15 protein-coding genes are annotated in these 19230 nt (G+C 63.4%); 11 read left to right on the top strand and 4 right to left on the bottom strand.

Features of this window, described 5'->3' with window-relative positions:
- The first annotated feature begins 283 nt into the window (after positions 1-283).
- On the top strand, positions 284-847 hold the full coding sequence (locus ACWHY3_RS16365) for a nucleotidyltransferase family protein (RefSeq protein WP_332780188.1): 564 nt from the start codon (positions 284-286) through the stop codon (positions 845-847).
- Positions 848-867: 20 nt separating this feature from the next.
- Here the strand turns inward: ACWHY3_RS16365 and ACWHY3_RS16360 are convergent, their stop codons facing one another.
- Positions 868-1857, bottom strand: a complete 990-nt coding sequence (locus tag ACWHY3_RS16360; RefSeq protein WP_448127003.1) for a polysaccharide deacetylase family protein — start codon at positions 1855-1857, stop codon at positions 868-870.
- Between the two features lie 421 nt (positions 1858-2278).
- On the opposite strand from ACWHY3_RS16360, the gene glnA reads away from it, so the two are divergent.
- The 5 genes from glnA to ACWHY3_RS16335 all read left to right on the top strand — a co-directional run bounded on the left by glnA (position 2279) and on the right by ACWHY3_RS16335 (position 9167).
- Positions 2279-3685, top strand: a complete 1407-nt coding sequence (gene glnA / locus ACWHY3_RS16355) for a glutamate--ammonia ligase (protein ID WP_448127002.1) — start codon at positions 2279-2281, stop codon at positions 3683-3685.
- 231 nt (positions 3686-3916) lie between these two features.
- Positions 3917-4489 carry a DUF4124 domain-containing protein gene (locus tag ACWHY3_RS16350; protein WP_332780191.1) on the top strand — a complete coding sequence of 191 codons (573 nt, stop codon included), beginning with the start codon at positions 3917-3919 and terminating at the stop codon, positions 4487-4489.
- 141 nt (positions 4490-4630) lie between these two features.
- A complete protein-coding gene (gene glnL, locus ACWHY3_RS16345) occupies positions 4631-5674 on the top strand; it encodes a nitrogen regulation protein NR(II) (RefSeq protein ID WP_448127001.1) in 1044 nt (347 codons plus the stop codon).
- A gap of 163 nt (positions 5675-5837) precedes the next feature.
- Positions 5838-7247 carry a nitrogen regulation protein NR(I) gene (gene glnG / locus ACWHY3_RS16340; protein ID WP_087720096.1) on the top strand — a complete coding sequence of 470 codons (1410 nt, stop codon included), beginning with the start codon at positions 5838-5840 and terminating at the stop codon, positions 7245-7247.
- Between the two features lie 177 nt (positions 7248-7424).
- Complete coding sequence (locus tag ACWHY3_RS16335; RefSeq protein WP_448127000.1) at positions 7425-9167, top strand: alpha-glucosidase; 1743 nt, start codon at positions 7425-7427, stop codon at positions 9165-9167.
- Between the two features lie 58 nt (positions 9168-9225).
- Here the strand turns inward: ACWHY3_RS16335 and ACWHY3_RS16330 are convergent, their stop codons facing one another.
- Complete coding sequence (locus tag ACWHY3_RS16330; RefSeq protein ID WP_448126999.1) at positions 9226-10338, bottom strand: cobalamin-independent methionine synthase II family protein; 1113 nt, start codon at positions 10336-10338, stop codon at positions 9226-9228.
- 118 nt (positions 10339-10456) lie between these two features.
- Positions 10457-10618, bottom strand: coding sequence for a hypothetical protein (locus tag ACWHY3_RS16325; protein ID WP_448126998.1), 162 nt, complete (start codon positions 10616-10618; stop codon positions 10457-10459).
- 78 nt (positions 10619-10696) lie between these two features.
- Between ACWHY3_RS16325 and ACWHY3_RS16320 the strand changes: the two genes are divergently transcribed.
- From ACWHY3_RS16320 to ACWHY3_RS16300, 5 genes are all read left to right on the top strand, one after another.
- Complete coding sequence (locus tag ACWHY3_RS16320) at positions 10697-11560, top strand: isocitrate lyase/PEP mutase family protein (protein WP_303853834.1); 864 nt, start codon at positions 10697-10699, stop codon at positions 11558-11560.
- A 263-nt stretch (positions 11561-11823) separates the two neighbouring features.
- Positions 11824-13158, top strand: a complete 1335-nt coding sequence (locus ACWHY3_RS16315) for a deoxyguanosinetriphosphate triphosphohydrolase (protein ID WP_448126997.1) — start codon at positions 11824-11826, stop codon at positions 13156-13158.
- A gap of 648 nt (positions 13159-13806) precedes the next feature.
- Positions 13807-15870 carry a choline BCCT transporter BetT gene (gene betT / locus ACWHY3_RS16310; RefSeq protein ID WP_448126996.1) on the top strand — a complete coding sequence of 688 codons (2064 nt, stop codon included), beginning with the start codon at positions 13807-13809 and terminating at the stop codon, positions 15868-15870.
- Between the two features lie 141 nt (positions 15871-16011).
- Positions 16012-17637 carry a sodium:solute symporter gene (locus tag ACWHY3_RS16305; protein ID WP_087720090.1) on the top strand — a complete coding sequence of 542 codons (1626 nt, stop codon included), beginning with the start codon at positions 16012-16014 and terminating at the stop codon, positions 17635-17637.
- Positions 17630-18235, top strand: coding sequence for a hypothetical protein (locus ACWHY3_RS16300; RefSeq protein WP_448126995.1), 606 nt, complete (start codon positions 17630-17632; stop codon positions 18233-18235). Before ACWHY3_RS16305 ends, ACWHY3_RS16300 begins: the two co-directional genes overlap by 8 nt.
- On the opposite strand, the gene ACWHY3_RS16295 is transcribed toward ACWHY3_RS16300, so the two are convergent.
- Entirely contained in the window at positions 18232-19224 is a 993-nt protein-coding gene (locus ACWHY3_RS16295; RefSeq protein WP_448126994.1) for a sugar kinase, read from the bottom strand. The two genes, ACWHY3_RS16300 and ACWHY3_RS16295, sit on opposite strands and share 4 nt — an antisense overlap.
- Between the last annotated feature and the right edge of the window lie 6 nt (positions 19225-19230).

Raw genomic sequence — 19230 nt, 5'->3', positions numbered from 1 at the left:
GCGCGGCCGTGCATGAAACGCCGACAGCCCCTAAGTCGATGATCCACGCTCTGCGCTGGATCGACGAGTCCCCTGGGCACTGAGTAGGAGGGTCGGGCGCGCATTGTACAGGCAAGCGCGCGACACTGGCTACTTTAGTCTATCGACGTAGCGCAAGATCTTTTTTCACGGCGATCCTGCGGGCGCGAGAGAAGGTCGTTTGCCCCGGACCCGGTTCTGGCGCGCCTTTTATTGTCATCACAACTAGCTGAAAAATAGCGGTTTTTATTCTTGCGAGGATCCCGTGGAAGACGCTGAGCAGATAGGCGAGTGGGTTCGTGCCGACGTCTGGCGCATGGAGGCGCTGCGCCAGGCGCGGTCGTTGTGCCTGCCCGACTGGTGCCTGGCCGCCGGCTTCGTGCGCAATCTGGTCTGGGACCGCCTGCACGGCTATTCGCCATCCACGCCGCTGAACGATATCGATCTGATCTATTTCGATCCGGCCTATTTCGATTCGGTCCATGCCGGCAAGCGCGCCGATCGCAAGTACGAACAGCGCCTGCAACGCGCCTCGACGCTGCCCTGGTCGGTCAAGAACCAGGCGCGAATGCACGAGCGCCACGGGCATCGTCCCTATGAATCTATAGAGGAAGCGCTGAGTGTCTGGGTCGAACGTGAAACTGCGGTGGGCGTCACGCTGGGCGATGATGATTGCCTCCGCCTGATCGCGCCGTTCGGCGTGGCCTCGCTGCTGGCCGGGCGGGTCACGCACAACCCTCGGCATGGCGATCGCGAGGTGTTTCGGCACCGTGTTGCCGCTAAGGGGTGGCAACGACGGTGGCCGAAGCTCGACATTCCCGAGCTTTGAAGCCGGGCTCTGCGGCAATCTCAGGAGCGCAGGTTGCCCAGCAGCCAGTCGAACAGCCGCCCGGGGCTGTTGGCGACCGGTTGGGTAATGACGAAACGGGGCAGGAGTACCGTATCGACCGGTGGCTCCAGCCAGCCCGTACGGCGAGTCAGCACGTGTTCGATGCCCGCGCCGGTCGCGAGCCGTGCCAGGTCGTCGTCCTCGCCGCCACCGGCATAGGCGGCGATGGGCAACGGATGGCGGCACAGAATGGCCAGCTGGTGCTGGCTCTCGCGTAGTTGGGCCAGCGCCCGGGCGTCCTGGGTCAGGAATCGTGGCGGCATCAGGCTGCCGAAACGGAAAAGCCCACCTTGCTCGAGCCGCCGGATGCTGAACGCGTCCAACGTCTCGTCGGAGAAAATCGCTTCGTTACCCAGCGTCGCGGCGACAGCGTACAGCGTCGCCGGCTTGTACGACTGGTCGAGCTCGTCAACGTAAGTCTTGATCGCTTGACTGTAATGCTCGTCCCGGCTGCCGGCGACAATCGGCGGCGCGGGCAGGCCGGCTTCGACCAGCTGCTGGGCGGCACGCTCGGCCGTGTCTTCATGCCATAGCGCTTCGCCGAACGCTTCATGCCAGGAACTCCAGGCTCGCTGAGTGACCGGGCAGGGGAGGAAGACGTTGGCCGGCAGTGCCATGCGTTCCAGCGTGGGTGCAACCTGTTTGAGCGTGTCACGCCAGCCGCCGTCGAACGTGAGTGCGATGCGGGGCAACTGATCGTGATGAAGCTGCAGCACGCTCTCCAGACTGACGATCTGCGCGCTGTCGCTGAGACTTTCCAGCAGCTTTTGAAAACTGTCCGGGCCCAGACACCAATCGGCGCGGTGGGGCAGGCGTGCCTCGGCTTCATCATCCAGTACCCGGCGCAGTGCCAGAATAGCGCTTCGGCCCCATAGCGGCTCGCTGAGATTGAGACGCCAGTGACCGCGTAGGCGCTGTACCACATCCTGTGTGCGATCCAGCCTGGGCATGGGTAGTTCCATTACTGAGTCATTGATCGCCATGAGTCACGGCGCGTACGAACAGTATCCGTCGCCTATCGGGTTTCGGCAAAGTTTCCGGCGACGACTCAATGCTCCATATTAGTGCATATGGGTGAAGTGGTGCGCCAAGTTGGTGCTTTCAGCGATTCGTGATCCGGCGGGATGAACGGTTTGCGTGCATTCAGTCGCCGCTTAGCCTACGAATGGATGTTAAAATTATCTTTCTCGTCATGCGGTTATATCAGTCGCTCACTGTCCTGCTTCATTTTGGCACATTCTCTGCATAGCTATGTAAAAACGGTGTGCGCGTGGGCAAGAGCGCTAACTTCGTGCTACAAAACACACATGCCAAAAAACGGTGTTGGATATTCGCCAACGAATCGAGCCATGGCTCACAGTGGAGGACAACATGTCTGAGAAAACCCTCGCCCTTATCGAAGAACACGACGTCAAGTGGGTGGATCTGCGCTTTACCGATACCAAGGGCAAGGAGCAGCACGTCACGATTCCTGCCAGTGCTGTCGATGCGGAATTCTTTGAAGATGGTCAGATGTTCGACGGCTCCTCCATCGAAGGCTGGAAGGGCATCAACGAGTCCGACATGATTCTGCGTCCGGAAGACGGGACTGCCTTCCTCGATCCGTTCACCGAAGACTCCACGCTGATCCTGCGCTGCGACATCATCGAGCCGGCCACCATGCAGGGCTACGAGCGCGATCCGCGCTCCATCGCCAAGCGTGCCGAAGCCTATCTGAACAGCACCGGCCTGGGCGACACCGCTTTCTTCGGTCCGGAGCCCGAGTTCTTCATCTTCGACGAAGTGCATTGGAAGACCGATATCGAAGGCTCCATGTACAAGATCTCTTCCGAAGAGGGCGCCTGGTCCACCGATCGTCAGGTCGAAGGTGGCAACCTGGCCCACCGTCCGCGCGTCAAGGGTGGTTATTTCCCCGTGCCGCCGGTCGACAGCTTCCACGATATCCGCAGCGCAATGTGTAACACGCTGCAGGCGATCGGCCAGAGCGTCGAAGTGCATCACCACGAGGTGGCCAACGCCGGTCAGAACGAAATCGGCGTCAAGTTCAACACCCTGGTGAAGAAGGCCGACGAAGTTCAGGAGATGAAGTACGTCATCCACAACGTGGCGCACGCCTACGGCAAGACGGCAACCTTCATGCCCAAGCCGCTGGTCGGTGACAACGGTTCCGGGATGCACGTTCACCAGTCTTTCTGGAAGGACGGTACCAACCAGTTCGCGGGCGACGAGTACGCCGGTCTGTCCGAAATGGCGCTGTACTACATTGGCGGCATCATCAAGCACGCACGCGCGCTGAACGCCTTCACCAACGCTTCGACGAACTCCTACAAGCGTCTGGTGCCGGGCTTCGAAGCGCCGGTCATGCTCGCCTACAGTGCGCGTAACCGCTCTGCGTCAATTCGTATTCCGTACACTTCCAACCCGAAGGGCAAGCGCGTCGAGACTCGCTTCCCCGACCCGACCGCCAACCCGTACCTGGCGTTCGCGGCGATGCTGATGGCCGGTATCGACGGCATCAAGAACAAGATTCACCCTGGCGATGCCATGGACAAGAACTTGTACGATCTGCCGCCGGAAGAAGGCAAGAAGGTCCCGACCGTGGCCACCAGCCTCGATCAGGCGCTGGAAGCACTCGACGCCGATCGCGCCTTCCTGACCGAAGGTAACGTGTTCACCGACGACATGATCGATGCCTACATCGAGCTGAAGAACGAAGACGTCGAGCGCCTGCGTCTGGCGACGCATCCGGTCGAGTTCGACCTCTACTACAGTGTCTAAGGTTCACACCTTGGCCTGACAAAAAGCCCCACCTCGGTGGGGCTTTTTCGTTCGTGGAGGGTTCTGCTTTTGCCGGCTCTTGGCCTCTTGCCGAAAGATCTGCACGAGGAGTCCGTCGGCCCGGGCGTAGGGAGGCACCGGGGGCCAAGGCGAGCCGGACACATTCAGGCCCTGGCCGGTATCGGCCGATAAACCGGTGTCATGATCGGTGGCAACAAGGAGAGGATAACGATGCAAGCACGACGGGTTGGGTGGATGGTCGGCGGTGTGGCGGCGCTGATTGTGGCGTTGCCGGCACTGGCGGCCCCGGTCTATCGGCATGTCGATGCCAACGGCAACGTGGTCTATAGCGACGAGCCCGGACAGGGCAACCGGGTCGATCTCAAGCCCATTACGGTGGTCGATCCGGCAGAGGTCGAAAGCCGCTCGCGCCCGGCCGAGTCGACGCCGACATCGCCTTCGGCGGTCGACTACGAGCGCTTTGCGATCACCAGCCCGAGCAATGGCGAGACCCTGCCGACCGGCCAGGGCGGCAACGTTCAGGTGCAATTGGCGATCGAGCCCGAACTGCAGCCGGGCGACCGGGTTCAGCTCCGGGTCGACGGCAAGGTGAGTCAATCGCCGATGCATACCAGCGTGTTCGCGCTGAGCCAGCTCGAGCGCGGCGAGCACCAGATCCAGGCTGAGCTGCTGGACGCTCAGGGCCAGGTGCGGCTGTCGACGCCAGCGGTGACGCTCTACGTCCAGCGGGCCAGCGTCAACCTGCCCGCCAATCCCAATAACCCGAATTCGAATAATCGATAGGCAGCGATTTGAGAATTGCACCATTTTGGTGAATGAAGACTTGGTTGCTATTGAGCGTTTCCCGGTCCTGAGCGAAATCGGGGAGTGGCGCGGTTTTTGCACTGTATAAGCACATACCGGATCACCACGATGGAACGACGCATGTATCAACGTTTGCTGGAGCACTTGACGACCGCCGTCCTGCTACTCGACGAGCATCTGCACGTGCGCTGGCTCAACCCTGCCGCCGAGGCGCTACTGGCCGCGAGCCGGCCCCGGGTGGTCGGCCATTGGCTGGAGTGCCTGAACGGCGAGGACGGCAGCATCCGACAGGTACTGCTCAAGGCGATGCAGGAGTTTCATCCCTACACGCAGCGGGAAGCGGCGATGGTGCTGACCGCCGGGGAAGTGATCACGGTGGATTTCACCGCGACGCCGATCACCAGCCGCGAACTGCTGCTCGAGATCGAGCCGCGGGATCGGCTATTGCGAATTTCCCGCGAGGAGGCGCTGATCGCACGCCAGGAGACGGTCAAGGTGCTGATGCGCGGCCTCGCCCACGAGGTCAAGAATCCACTGGGTGGCATCCGCGGCGCCGCGCAGTTGCTGGAGCGGGATCTCCCCGATCCGCAGTTGACCGAATTCACCCGAATCATCGTCGAGGAGGCGGATCGCCTGCGGGATCTGGTCGATCGCATGCTGGGCCCCAATACGCTGGTGCACCACGAGCCGCTCAATGTGCACAAGGTGCTGGAACGAGTGCGGGCGCTGCTCGAGGCGGAGCATCATCAACTGAGCTTCGAGCGCGATTACGACCCCAGCATGCCGGATCTGGTCGGCGACGAGCCGCAGTTGATTCAGGCCGTCCTCAACATTGCGCGTAATGCGGTTCAAGCCATGGAAGAGTTCGGCACGCCCGAGCCGCGTCTGCTGCTGCGTACCCGGGTTCGTCGTCAGTTCACCCTGGGCGCCGAGCGCCACCGGCTGGTGTGTGAAGTCGCGATCGTCGACAACGGCCCCGGCATCCCGGAGCACATCCGGGAGACGCTGTTCTTCCCCATGGTCTCCGGTCGTGCCGAGGGTAGCGGCCTGGGGCTGTCGATCGCGCAGTCGATCCTGCATCAGCATCAGGGGCTGATCGAATGCGAATCCCAACCGGGCGCCACGGAGTTCCGACTGCTGATCCCGTTCGAGGTGCAGCAGTGAGATCGACCGCATCCCTGCTTCGTACGCGAGCGCCTCGACCGGGTCGTGCGCGCGGGCCGTTGATCCCTGTCGTCGCGAGTACCGAAGTTGTCGCGAGTACCGAAGTTATCGAGAGTACCGAAGTCGCTGAGAGCGCGATTCACCGTTCTGCTGGAGAACTGCCATGACTGAAGTCGCCCGTATCGCGATCGTCGATGACGATCGTGCGATTCGCTGGGTTCTGGAAAGGGCACTGGCACAGCCGGATCTGGAAGTGCAATCCTTCGAGCGGGCCGATGCCGCGCTCGAGTCGATCGAACGCAACCCGCCGGACGTGCTGCTGACCGACATCCGCATGCCGGGGCTCGACGGGCTCGATCTGATGGCGAAGGTCCGCCAGATGCATCCTGACCTTCCCGTGATCGTGATGACGGCGCACTCCGACCTGGACAGCGCCGTGGCGTCCTATCAGGGTGGCGCGTTCGAATACCTGCCCAAGCCGTTCGATGTCGACGATGCGCTGGCGCTGGTTCGGCGCGGGGTGGCGCACGCCCGCGAGCGGCGTTCTCCCGCGGCGATGCCGGAGGGTCTGTCCGCCGAGATCATCGGTGAAGCGCCGGCGATGCAGGAGGTGTTCCGGGCGATCGGCCGGCTGTCGCAGTCGCACATCACGGTCCTGATCAACGGCGAATCGGGCACCGGCAAGGAGCGCGTCGCCCAGGCGCTGCACCAGCACAGCCCGCGTAGCGGACACCCGTTCATCGCGCTCAACATGGCCGCGATCCCCAAGGATCTGATGGAATCCGAGCTTTTCGGCCACGAAAAGGGGGCGTTCACCGGTGCTGCCGCCCAGCGTCGCGGGCGTTTCGAGCAGGCCGATGGCGGCACGCTGTTTCTGGACGAGATCGGCGACATGCCCGCCGATACCCAGACGCGCCTGCTGCGCGTGCTGGCGGACGGCGAGTTCTACCGGGTCGGGGGGCACGTGCCGGTCAAGGTGGATGTGCGGATCATCGCCGCGACGCACCAGAACCTGGAAAAACTGGTGACGGATGGGCGCTTCCGCGAGGATCTGTTCCACCGGCTCAACGTGATTCGCGTCCATCTGCCCCGACTGTCAGAGCGCCGCGAGGATATTCCGCGCCTGGCCCAGCACTTTCTCGCCGAGGCTGCCAAGGAGCTCTCGGCCGAGTCCAAGGTGCTGACCAAGGAGGCCGAGACGCATTTGACACGCCTACCCTGGCCCGGCAACGTTCGACAGCTGGAAAACACCTGTCGCTGGCTTACCGTGATGGCTTCCGGCCGTGAAGTGCTGGTCGACGACCTGCCGCCGGAGCTGCGCGAACTCGAAGGGAGCGAGACGCCGAGCGGCGACTGGCGCAACGCGTTCCGGGAATGGGCCGATCGGGCATTGGCCTCGGGTCACACGCACCTGCTCGAAGAGGCGGTGCCGGATTTCGAGCGGATCCTGATCGAGACCGCCCTGAAGCATACCGGCGGACGCAAGGGCGAGGCTGCCGAACTGCTGGGCTGGGGGCGCAATACGCTGACGCGCAAGGTCAAGGTGCTGTTGCCGGCACTGGCCGACGAATAGCGCCGGGAGCGCTCCGTCATCATTGCCGTGGCTACCGTTCGTCGGCCTGTCAGCCGGCGGAGCCGCAGGCTCGCGGGTCGAGTCTCCGAACGCGTTCGGGCGACGTCCGGTGGATCGCCGGGCATCGTCCTGGCAGGTTGAAGGCCATGATCAATATTCACCAACGTGGGGAGTTCCATGTTCGACTCGACCCAATGGTGGCGTGGCAGCGTCATCTACCAGATCTATCCCCGAAGTTTCATGGATGCGCGCGGCGACGGCATCGGCGATCTTCCCGGGATCACCGCCAAGCTGGACTACGTGGCCGAACTGGGCGTCGATGCGATCTGGATTTCACCGTTCTTTCCCTCGCCGATGAAGGATTTCGGCTACGACGTGACCGATTATCGCGGCGTCGACCCGATGTTCGGCTCGTTTCACGATTTCCAGATGCTGCTCGAGCGTGCCCACGGCCTGGGGCTGAAAGTGATCATCGACCTGGTGCTGAGCCATACCTCCGATCAGCACCACTGGTTCCTGCAGAGCCGAAGCTCCCGCGATAACCAGCGCGCCGACTGGTACGTCTGGGCCGACCCCAAGCCCGACGGCACGGCGCCGAACAACTGGCTGTCGTTCTTCAGCGGCAGCGCCTGGACCTTCGACAGCCGGCGGCGCCAGTACTACCTGCACAACTTCCTGTCCTGCCAGCCGGATCTCAACTTCCACAACCCGGCGGTGCGCAAGGAACAGCTCGATAACGCCCGTTTCTGGCTCGATCTCGGCGTCGATGGCTTCCGCTTGGATACCTCGAACTTCTACTTCCACAGCCTGGGGCTGCAGGACAACCCGGCGCTGGGCAGCGGCGAGCTGAAGACCCCCAGCGTGCCGGCATCGAACCCCTATTCGATGCAGCGGCATCAGTTCGACATCAGCCAACCGGAGAACATCGGGTTCCTGAACGAACTGCGCGCGCTGATGGACGAGTATCCCGGCACCATGACGGTAGGAGAGATCTCCGACGACAGGCCGCTGGAGCGCATGGTCGAGTACACCATCGGCGATGACCGCCTGCACATGGCGTACACCTTCGACCTGTTCGATGCCGAATTCAGCGCCCAGCGGCTGCGCGACATCATCGAGCATTTCCAGTATTACGCGGGCGATGCCTGGCCGTGCTGGGCGCTCTCCAATCACGACGTCATGCGCGTCGTGTCCCGCTGGACCGAACATGAAAACCTGGAGCAGCACGGGCCGCTGGTGGCCAAGGTCGCCACGGTCATGCTCTGCTCGCTCTATGGCAGCATCTGTCTCTATCAGGGCGAGGAGCTGGGGCTGCCGGAGGCGGACGTACCCTACGAGCGGCTGGTCGACCCGTATGGGCTGGCGCTGTGGCCGGAGTACAAGGGGCGCGACGGTTGCCGCACGCCGATGCCGTGGGAGAGCGGCGAGCATGGCGGTTTCACGTCGGTGGAGCCGTGGTTGCCGGTGGACGGGCATCATCGCCAGCTGTCGGTCGAGAAGCAGCATGCCGATGCGGAAAGCACCCTGAACGTGACGCGGCAGTTCCTGCGCTGGCGCAAGTCTCAATCGGCGATGGTCGACGGGACGCTGATCCTGAGCGACTTCGACGACGAACTGCTGGGCTGGCTGCGGGTCTCTCACGATCAGGCGATCCTGGTGGTCTTCAACCTTACCGAGGAATCGCGTTCCACCAGTCTGCCGGCCGGGGCCGGCGAGATCATCTATCAGGCCGGATTCACGGCGCAGCTGAGCGAAGGCAGGTTGACGTTACCGGCCTTTCAGGCGGCGTTCGTGCATATCGACCGGGAGAGCATCGATCCCAGAGCGCTGATCGAGCAGGAGCCCGATCCCGAGCGGAAAGGCTTTCTCAGCCGCCTGCTGGGGTCGCTCATTCGCCACGACGAAAGCGAGCCCCGCTAGCCGGCGGCCCTGCCGGGGAGACGTTGCATCTCCCCGGCAGGGCCGATCTTCCGGGCGTTCAGCCCTGGCCCCAGTAGGCGTTGGCGATCTCCAGCGTCAGCCGGATCTTGTCCCACTGCGCCTGCTCGGCAAGGTTGTTGCCTTCTTCGGTGGAGGCGAAGCCGCATTGCGGGCTCAGGCAGAGCTGCTGCTTGTCGACGAACTGCGTGGCCTCGTCGAGACGCGCCCGGACGGCCTGCGGATCCTCGAGTTCGCCCACCTTGGTGGTGATCAGGCCGAGCACCGCCTGCTGGTGCCCTTCCGGAATGAAGCGCAGCGGGTCGAAGCTGCCGGCACGGTCGCTGTCGTACTCGAGGAACCAGGCATCCACGCCGACCTTGCCGAACAGTGTCTCCGCCACCGGCTCGTAGCCGCCTTCGCTGATCCAGGTCGAGCGGAAGTTGCCGCGGCAGACATGGAGCGAAACATAGAGGTCGTCCGGCTTGTCGGCCAGGGCGTGATTGATCATCTCGGCGTAGATCGCCTGCAACTGGTCCGGGTCGTCGTCGCGATCCCGCGCGGCCTGCAGCTCCTTCTCGGAGCAGAGGTAAGCCCAGACGGTGTCGTCCAGCTGCAAATAGCGGCAGCCGGCCTCGTAGAATGCGCGGATGGCATCGCGATAGGCGTCGGCGGTATCGGCGAAGAAGGCATCCAGGCTGGGATAGACGCCGCTATCGATCTTTTTGCGACCGCCACGGAAGTGCAGCACGCTGGGGCTGGGGATCGTCATCTTGGGCATGACGTTGGCGACGCCGGCCAGATAGCGGAAATGATCCAGCATCGGATGTTCGGGGTTGAAGCCGACCTTGCCGTCGACGCGGATCTGCTTGGCACTCGTCTGCACGCCCTGGAACTGGATGCCCTGCTCGCCCTGGTATCCCGTGACGCCATCGAGCTCTTCGAGGAAATCGAAGTGCCACCAGGCACGGCGGAATTCGCCGTCGGTCACCACCTGAAGACCGGCGGCTTCCTGCTGTTCGACCACGCGACGAATCTCCTCATCCTCGATCTTTTCAAGTACCGAGGCGTCGATGGCGCCGCGCTGAAACTGGACGCGGGCTTCCTTCAGTGCGGCCGGGCGCAGAAAGCTGCCGACGATATCGGCTCGGAATGGGGGATGCGTTTGCGACATGAGATTTCCTTTCGAGAGACGCCGACCCGATGGTGGCACGTGGATCCAATAACGATACTGAGGCCGCTAATGATGCGGGTTGGAGGGGATTTCGGCCAATGAAGCGCGCTCACGGTCATCATGCATGGCATTCATCGATCGTCAGGCGGCGCCCCGGTACCAGCGTCGTTTCTCCAACTTTAGTGGTAGGATTGTCGGTCCGCGCCGATGCCTTCATCGCGGTTTCATCGGCTATCGGCGGGCGCCCGAGTTGTGCCAAGGGCGAAAGCAGCGCCTTCATGAAAACCATGTTTCCAGGATGAAAGACAGGTCCTCTGGGAAGCAAAGCCCGCAAGGGTGATAGAGACAGGAGTGTTTCGTGACAACCCCCTCGCAACACGATTTACGTAACGCGTTCCGCAAGCTGCTGGCCAGCGACGCGTGCTACTACACGGCGTCGGTCTTCGATCCGATGTCGGCTCGTATCGCCGCCGATCTCGATTTCGAAGTCGGCATTCTCGGGGGCTCGGTCGCCTCGCTACAGGTACTGGCGGCACCGGACTTCGCCTTGATCACGCTGAGCGAGTTCGTCGAGCAGGCGACCCGCATCGGCCGCGTGGCCCGCCTGCCGGTGATCGCCGACGCCGATCATGGCTACGGCAACGCGCTCAACGTGATGCGTACGATCACCGAACTCGAGCGTGCCGGCGTGGCGGCGTTGACCATCGAAGACACCCTGCTGCCGGCGCAGTACGGCCACAAGTCGACCGATCTGATTCCGGTCGAAGAGGGGGTCGGCAAGATGCGTGCGGCACTCGAGGCGCGTATCGATCCTGCCATGTCGATCATCGCGCGCACCCATGCCGGCCAGCTCGACGACGATGCCGCCATCGCGCGCATTCGTGCCTACCAGGCCGCCGGTGTCGATGCCATCTGCCTAGTCGGCGTGCGGGATTTCGAGCATCTGGAAACGCTCGCCGCCCCGCTGACGGTGCCCTTGATGCTGGTCACCTACGACAACCCGGCGCTGCGCGATCGTGCACGTTTGGCCAAGCTCGGCGTGCGCATCGTCGTCAACGGCCACGCGGCCTACTTCGCGGCGATCAAGGCGACCTACGACTGCCTGCGCGAGCAGCGTGACATCGCCACCAACGATCTGGATGCCTCGCAGCTGTCGACGCGTTATTCGACGGTCGATGAGTATCGGATCTGGGCGCGCGAGTACATGGACGTGAAAGAATAGCGACGAGCTGCGAGCTGCGAGCTGCGAGCTGCGAGCCAAGAGCCAAGAGCCAAGAGCCAAGAGCAGGGATGATGGGCCGCAAGCCGGGCGTGGGTGCTTTTCTTTCCGCGACCCGGGCGGCATCCTAGTCGGTCGAAGCCCGAAGCCCGAAGCCCGAAGCCCGAAGCCCGAAGCCCGAAGCCCGAAGCCCGAAGCCCGAAGCCCGAAGCCCGAAGCCCGAAGCCCGAAGCCCGAAGCTGCCTTTACTGTTAACGGAGACCGCGATGACCACCATGCAATGGGAGCGCCTGCTCGATCCCGTCCGTCTGCACGATGCCCGGACCTCGCGTGGTGAAATCGGTCGTAGCCCTTTCCACAAGGACTACGATCGCATCGTCTTCTCCGGCTCCTTCCGCCGGCTCGGGCGCAAGACCCAGGTCCACCCGCTGACCGACAACGATCATATCCACACCCGGTTGACGCATTCGATCGAGGTGGGCTGCGTCGGCCGCAGCCTGGGGATGATCGTCGGCGAGCAGCTGCGCGACAGCCTGCCGGGCTGGGTGACGCCTGCCGATCTCGGCGTGATCGTCCAGGCGGCCTGCCTGGGGCACGACATTGGCAATCCGCCGTTCGGCCACGCCGGCGAGTACGCGATACGAGACTGGTTCAAGTGGGCCGAGCTGCAGGGCAGTGGCCTGCTGGAAGGGCTCGACGACGCGCAGCGCCGCGACCTGCTGACCTACGAGGGTAACGCCCAGGGTTTCCGGGTCGTGACCCAGATCGAGTACAACCAGTTTCGGGGCGGCATGCGGCTCTCCGCCGCGACGCTGGGCACCCTGCTCAAGTATCCGTGGACGGTCGAGCACGGTGGCCAGATGGGCAAGTTCGGTTGCTACCAGTCCGAGAAGCAGCTACTGGTCGAGGTGGCCGAGCGTCTGGGGCTGAAGGCGGTCGACGAGTCGAAGTGGTGTCGGCATCCGCTGGCCTACCTGGTCGAGGCCGCGGACGATATCTGCTATGCGCTGCTCGATCTGGAGGATGGGCTGGAAATGGGCATCCTGCGCTATGAGGAAGTCGCGCAGGTACTGCTGCAGATCGCCGGCGAGCCGCCGGCCGGCTACGAGCAGATGGCCGTCGATGGTGTATCCCAGCGTCGACGGATCGCGGCGCTTCGCGGAGCGGCGATGGAGCGGGCGGTCAATGAAGTCGGTGATGTCTTCGTCCAGCACGAAAGGGCGCTGCTCAATGGCACGCTGAACGATGATCTGCTCGAGCTGTGCCACCCGGACCTGACCTGGGGCGTCTCCTCGGCCAAGCAATTGGCCCGCGAGCGCATCTTCCAGAACGAGCGCAAGGCCAAGCTCGAGATCGGCGCCTACACCACGCTCGGCATCCTGCTCGAGGCATTCATCGGGGCAGCCCACGAGCTGCATCACACTGGCCAATCGTCCTTCAAGCATCAGCGTGTGCTGGCGCTGATCGGCGAAAATACGCCGAAGCCGAACTGGCCCCTGTATGACAGTTACCGCCGGATGCTCGACTTCATCGGTGGCATGACCGACCACTATGCCGTCGAGCTCGCTCAGGAAATGGGCGGACGCCTCAAGGCTGAATAATTCCCCCTCGTTCCCTTTTCATCTCTCTTTCCCTTCCATTTTCTTCCCATTGAGGCGTCGGATCCGAATCCGGCGTCGTCGCTTCTGGCGCTCGGGCCGTCACGGCTGCGTGAGAGTCTGGCAGTACGGCTGTTGAAAGTTGATCCATAACGCCGTATTTTAATTGAACGGTCAATCAATAAAAAATCACGTCATCGGTAGCGTCGTCGATACCGAATGGCGCCGGCGTCAGCGCACGCCGAAACTGCGTGCCAACCTGCCGGGCCTCCGAAGTGGAGAGCCGTGAATTCGAGCGGTAAATAGCGCTCGCATTTGTGCGGCAATGGATCATAGTTCAAGCATTGGCTCACCCGATATCGGGCGTTCGCAGGAGCACCGGCAGTGGTAGTGGCTCTCCGGTCAGGCGCCTCGCATGGCAAGGCAAGAGGCCGGGGAGAATGGGTCGGGTCGGCGGCTTTCGTTGAAGACAGCGATGGATTCAGCGACCGAATTCGATTTGACTCGATCCGAGGTCGCAAGGCCTCGCGGCGGTAAAACGGAAACGAGTGAAGGGCCATTATCGCGCAGCGACCCCCGCAGGCCGGTACGGGCTTCCGGGGCGCCCTGATCTCTCGTCAACGCAAACTATCTGAACATGATGGGAGCCGCATGAGCACAAGCCCCGATAATAATTCCACGACCGAGGACAGACTGAATCCAGTCGTCTTCTATGGGTCGGTCATTGGTATCGTCCTCTTCTCTCTGTGGGCGATGATCGCTACCGAGCAAGCCAGCGGCATCATCAATGCGCTGCTGGGTTGGATCTCCAACACCTTCGGCTGGTATTACTTTCTGACGGTCGTCATCTATCTGGCGTTCGTGCTGTTCGTGGGGGTGTCCCGCTTCGGCAAGATTCGTCTCGGGCCCGAGCACTCGCGACCCGATTTCAACATCTTCTCCTGGTCGGCAATGCTGTTCTCCGCCGGTATCGGGATCGGGGTCATCTTCTTCGCCCTGGCGGAGCCGCTGACCCAGTTCTACAACGCGCCCAATGCCCCCGATGACCAGGTCGCGGCAGCGCGCCACGCGATGCAGCTGACCTTCCTGCACTGGGGGCTTTCGGGGTGGGGCATCTATACCCTGGTGGGGATGTCGCTGGCTTTCTTCAGCTATCGTCACAACCTGCCGCTGACCATCAGTAGCGCCCTCTATCCCATCTTCGGCAAGAAGATCTACGGCCCCATCGGCCACGTGGTGGATATCGCCGCCGTGCTGGGGACGGTATTCGGCATCGCGGCCAGTCTCGGGATCGGTGTGATCCAGCTCAACTACGGGCTGAATTTCATGTTCGGCATCGCGGAGAGCGCCTGGACGCAGACCATTCTGGTGCTGCTGATCGTGCTGTTCGCCACCATTTCGGCGGTGACTGGCGTCGAGAAAGGGATCCGTCGGCTTTCCGAGTTCAATGTCCTGCTGGCCATCGCGCTATTGCTGTTCGTGCTGTTTGCCGGCAAGACGGTCTTTCTGCTCAACGCGCTGGTGATGAACGTCGGTGACTATCTGTCCAACTTCATCTCGATGTCGTTCAACACCTATGCCTTCGATCGCCCGACGGAGTGGCTGAACGGCTGGACCCTGTTCTTCTGGGCCTGGTGGATCGCCTGGGGCCCGTTCGTCGGCCTGTTCCTGGCGCGCATTTCTCGTGGCCGCACGATTCGGACCTTCGTGGCCGGCACCCTGACGCTGCCGATCGCGTTCATGATGATCTGGATGTCGATCCTGGGTAACAGCGCCCTCGACATGGCGATGAACGGGGCGACGGACTTCGGCCAACAGGTCATGGAGACGCCGCCGGCGGGGATCTATCTGTTCCTGCAGGAGTATCCGTTCCCGGTCATCACGACCGTTGCCGTGAGTATCCTGGCGATCGTGTTCTTCATCACCTCCGGTGACTCTGGGGCCCTGGTTCTGTCGAACTTCACCTCCAAGCTCAAGGACGTCAACAGCGATGCGCCCATCTGGATGCGTATCCTGTGGTCGGCCGTGATCGGGGGTCTGACCCTGTCGCTGCTGCTCGCCGGTGGCCTGTCGACGCTGCAGAGCGCGGTGGTCATCACCGGGTTGCCCTTCTCGATCGTGCTGTTCTTCATGATCGCGGGGCTCTACAAGGCACTGAAGGTCGAGGCGTTCAAGGAAGACAGCCATCGCCTGAGCCTGTCCGGCTCGCTGTCGGGGCGCATGTCCTCCGGTGGCCGTGATCGCCATTATGATTGGAAGATGCGACTCAAGCGCGCCATGTCCTTCCCCAATCGCCAGCAGGCGCAGCAGTTCCTGGAAGAGACCGGGCGCCCGGCGATGGAAGCGGTGCGTGAAGAGCTGTTGAAGCAGGGCGTTCAGGTCGACATCAGCGATGGCACCCAGAACGACGACGACTATCTGTCGCTCTACGTCGATCTCGGTAACGAGCAGAACTTTGCCTACCAGATCTGGACGCATCCGTTCTCCACGCCATCCTTCGCCATGCGGACGCCGCGGAGCAGCAGCCGCTACTATCGTCTGGAGGTGTATCTGCTGGAAGGGAGTCAGGGCTACGACCTTATGGGGTATACCCGCGAGCAGGTCATCGATGACATTCTCGACCAGTACGAGCGCCATCTGCAGTTCCTGCATCTCAACCGGATGGAGCCGGGCAGCATCAACATGCCCGACAGCCCCGAGCAGCCGCCAGGCTGATCCGCTCTCGTGCGACTCACCCTTGCCCCGGCCACTTGGCCGGGGCTTTTCGTTTCCGCCTCCTGGCGAGCGGGGCCGGTCATCGCGGAAACGACGTGCTACGCTCAATTTTGTCGATAACAAAAAAGCGAGGACACGGATGTGGGAGCCTTTACCTGGTGGGATACCGTCGTTCTGATCGTCTACGTGGTGGGGATTGCCTGGGTGGGCGCCCGCTTCGGCAAGGATCAGGAGAGCACGCAGGACTACTTCCTCGGCGGTCGCAAGATTCCCGGCTGGGCGATCGGGCTGTCGGTGATGGCGACGCAGGCGAGTGCCATCACGTTCATCGGGGCCCCCGGCTGGGGATTCGAAGGCGGGCTGGAGCGTCTGGCGACGTTCATCAACGTACCGCTGGCGATGGCGGTGCTGATCGTGATTCTGGTGCCGATCTTTCACCGTGCCGGGATCTACAGCATTTACGAGCTGCTCGAACGCCGCTTCGGGGCGTTGACTCGGTCGCTGGCCGCGCTGCTGTTCCTGATCGCCCGCGGTCTCGCCACCGGCGTCGTGCTGTACGCGCCGGCGCTGGTGCTGTCGGTCGTCACCGGCTGGGATGTCAATCTGACCATCGTGCTGATGGCGGTGATCGCCGTGAGCTACACCGTGCTCGGCGGGATCAGCGCGGTGATCTGGACCGACGTGATCCAGATGTTCGTGCTGTGGCTGGGGGCGATCCTGAGCATGGTGCTGATGGTTTCGAGCCTGCCCGGCGGCTGGAGCGACGTGTTCGCCTACGGCGCCGCCAACGGCATGTTCGACACCATCGATCTGTCGCTCGACCCCACCGTGACCTACTCGCTGTGGGCCGGGTTGATCGGCGGCGTGGTGATGCATATCGCTTATTTCGGTACCGACCAGAGTCAGATCCAGCGAGTGCTGACCAGCCCGTCGATCGCCGAAGGGCAGCGTTCGCTGCTGATCGGCGGCTATCTGCTGGTGCCGCAGATGCTGCTGTTTCTGTTCATCGGCGTGATGCTGGCGGCCTACTACCAGCAGCATGGCCTGACCGCACCGGACAACCTGAACGAGCTGTTCCCGCGCTACGTGGTCAACGCTTTCCCCGTCGGGATTACCGGGCTGGTGATTGCCGGTGTCTTCGCCGCGGCAATGTCTAGCCTGGACTCTGCGCTCAATTCGCTCTCCGCGGTGACGGTTCGCGATTTCTATGCCCGCTACGTCAAGCCCGATGCCGACGAGAAGCATTATCTGAAGGCGTCGCGCTGGGCCACCATCTTCTGGGGGCTCTATGCCACGATGTTTGCGTTCTTCGCCGGCAACCTCGGGCCGGTCATCGAGGCCGTCAACCGCATCGGTTCCTGGTTCTACGGGGCGCTGCTGGGCACTTTCCTGCTGGCCGTGCTCAGCCATCGCAGCAATGGGCGCGGGGCGGTCGCCGGTATCGTCCTCGGCATGGCGGCGGTGTGGGCCGTCTCGCAGACGGACATCTCCTGGCTCTACCAGAACTTCGTCGGGCTGATCGTGTCGGTGGTCGTCGGCTACCTGGTGAGCCTGACGGCACCGGCACCGTCGGCGGCTCAGCTGTCGGATGTGGTGATCGACGAAACCGCGCCGGACATGCAGGCGATGCTCAAGGGGCGCCATGACGGTGCCGCCGAGATCGGCCGTGATGCCCGCCTGACGCGGCGTCGCTGCATCGGCTTGGTGGTGTGGTTCTTCGTCTCGCTGATCGTGCTGGGGCTCTTGCAGGGCTGGGCCAATGGATGAGCTGAAGGCCGTGCCGCCGGAACCGCTATTGCGGCTGCCCCGGCGCGTGAACGCTACCGACGCCGAACCCAGGCTGCGCCGGTTTGGCGCCGAGCGGTTCGAACCGGCGTGGCTGTCGTTGTGGGCCGTGGCGATCGGCCGCGAGGCGACAACGCCGCTGGCCTGGCTCCTGGCCGCCGAGAACCTGCCTCGGGCGTTGTTGGTGGCGGGGGAGCTGGATTTGCAGCCGGCAGAGGACGACAAGGCGTTAGCGCTCGGCGGCGGCCAGCGACCGACGCTTTCCCAGTTCGAGCGCTGGTGGCTCTGGGAGCGGCTGGCTCGGCCACGCCGCTGGTCGCTGCGCGTGCAACCGTCGACGATGCGCGCCGTCGAGCTGCCGCTGTGGCTGGGTTATTCCCAAGGGCGGCCGGGCTATTCTCAAGGGCGAGAGGACTATCGGCAGCGCCGCCAGACGCGGCTCATCGTTCTCAGCGGGCTCTCCGGCGAAGCGCTGGGAGCGCTCAAGCCTGCGGTGCTGGCGGGGCTCCGCGATCGCTTGAACGCGAAGCCGCACGCTACGAGCCGGCAGGTTCGCGGCGACGATCCCGTGCCGGGTTAGATCGCCTCGCCGCTGCGTTCCATGGCGACCAGCTGTTCCCGGCTGGGCAGGCCTTCCATGTCGCCGATGACCTGCACCTGGCGGGCGCCGATCAGGTTGCCGCGATGCAGCGCGGCCCGCCAGTCCAGCCCATCCAGGTAGGCACTGACGATGCCCACCGCGAAGCCGTCGCCGGCGCCGACGGTGTCGATGACCTGCTTGACCGGCGAGCCCTCCACGGTGCCTTCGCTATCGGCGGTGCGGAAGTAGCTGCCTTCCGGCCCCAGCTTGATGACCACGACCTTGGCGCCCCGGTCGAGATAGTCTCCGGCGATGTCGTAGGCCGTTTCGCGGCCGGTCAGCAAGCGCCCCTCGCTCAGCCCCGGCATGACGATGTCGGTTTCGGCGGCCAGCGCGTTGAGCGTCTCGATCATGACCTTTTCGCTGGGCCACAGGCTGGGCCGCAGGTTGGGATCGAACGAGATCGACAGGCCGGCACTGCGAGCCCGACGCAACAGATGGAACGACAGCTCTCGCGCCGACTCGGAGATGGCCGGCGGGATTCCGGTGGCGTGAAGGTGACGTGCGGATTCCAGCGCCACGCCTTCGCTGTCGGCGACGTTGAGGTAGCTGGCCGCGCTGCCCCGGCGAGCGTACTCGACGTGAGGATCGGCACCGTCGACGGCGCGCTCCTTGAAGACCAGGCCGGTGGAGTGGACGGCATCGCGCTGCACGTGGCGGCAGTCCAGCCCTTCGGCCTCCAGCGCCCGCTGCAGGAAGGTGCCGTTGTGATCCGCGCCGACGCGACTGAGCCAGCGCACGTCGAAGCCCAGTCGTGACAGCCCGATCGCCACGTTGGTATCGGCACCGGCCGTGCGGCGGTGGAATCGCGTGACCTGGTCCAGCGGGCCGTCGTCGTCGGCGACGAACAGGGCCATGGCTTCACCGAAGGTCAGCACATCGTAGCGGGAATCGTGACGAGAATCGGGGCGGGAATCGGAACGGGGCATGGCGTC

This window comes from Salinicola sp. NYA28a (assembly GCF_976982775.1).
This window is presented reverse-complemented; position numbering and strand designations above follow the sequence as displayed.